The sequence below is a fragment of the Streptomyces sp. SID5910 genome (assembly GCF_009862125.1).
Classification (GTDB): Bacteria; Actinomycetota; Actinomycetes; order Streptomycetales; family Streptomycetaceae; genus Streptomyces.
The window spans coordinates 1-1,024 of the sequence record NZ_WWHX01000015.1 but is presented as its reverse complement, the minus strand read 5'-3'; the positions used below and the strand labels follow the sequence as shown (position 1 = coordinate 1,024).

General features: G+C 77.1%; 1 protein-coding gene. It reads left to right on the top strand.

Annotation, left to right across the window (positions count from 1 at the left end; genetic code table 11):
* The coding region (locus tag GTW67_RS00645) for an Lhr family ATP-dependent helicase (RefSeq protein ID WP_524539732.1) at positions 1 to 1,024 on the top strand (1,024 nt) is incomplete at both ends.

The following is a 1,024-nucleotide window of genomic DNA, read 5'->3' as shown; positions in this document are numbered from 1 at the left end:
CCGTTCACGTCGGTCACCGCCGCCGCCCGCTTCGGGCTGGGCGTCGCGGTGACCGAGGGCGCCCTCCAGCGGCTCGCGGCGGCGGGCCGGGTCGTGCAGGGCGAGTTCCATCCGGCCGGCATCGGCCAGGAGTGGTGCGACGCGACGGTGCTGCGTCGGTTGCGCCGCCGTTCCCTGGCCGCGCTGCGGCACGAGCTGGAGCCGGTGCCGCCGGCCGCGCTCGGCCAGTTCCTGCCCCAGTGGCAGCACATCGGCAAGGGGCACGCGCTGCGCGGCATCGACGGGCTGGTGCGGGCCGTCGAGCAGTTGCAGGGCGCGTCCGTGCCCGCGTCCGCCCTGGAGAAGCTGGTCCTGCCGTCCCGGGTCGCGGACTACACGCCCTCGATGCTGGACGAGCTCACGGCATCCGGCGAGGTGGTGTGGGCGGGCGCGGGCTCCCTCCCCGGCAAGGACGGCTGGGTCTCGCTGTACCTCGCGGACGCGGCCCCGCTGCTCCTGCCGCCCGCCCACCCCCTGGAGACGACCGCGTTCCACCAGTCCGTCCTGGACAGCCTCTCCGGCGGGTACGGCCTGTTCTTCCGGCAGATCGCCGACCAGGTCCGCGCCACCACCCACCCCGACGCCACGGACCCGCAGCTCGCCGACGCCCTGTGGGACCTGGCCTGGTCCGGACGGCTGACGAACGACACGCTCGCGCCGCTGCGTTCCCTGCTGGGCTCGGGCCGTACCGCGGGCGCCACCGCCCACCGTGCCAAACGCGCGGTGCCGCGGGGCCGCTACGGATCGCTGACGGCCGCCGCCCGCGGCACGTCCCGCACCGGCCCGCCGACGGTCGCGGGCCGGTGGTCGCTGCTCCCGGCCCGCGAGCCCGACACGACGGTGCGCGCCCACGCCCTGGCCCGGGCGCTCCTCGACCGGCACGGCGTGGTGACCCGCGGCGCCGTCGCAGCCGAGGGCGTCGAGGGCGGCTTCTCGGCGGTGTACCGGATCCTGGCCGCCTTCGAGGAGACCGGACAGGCCCGGC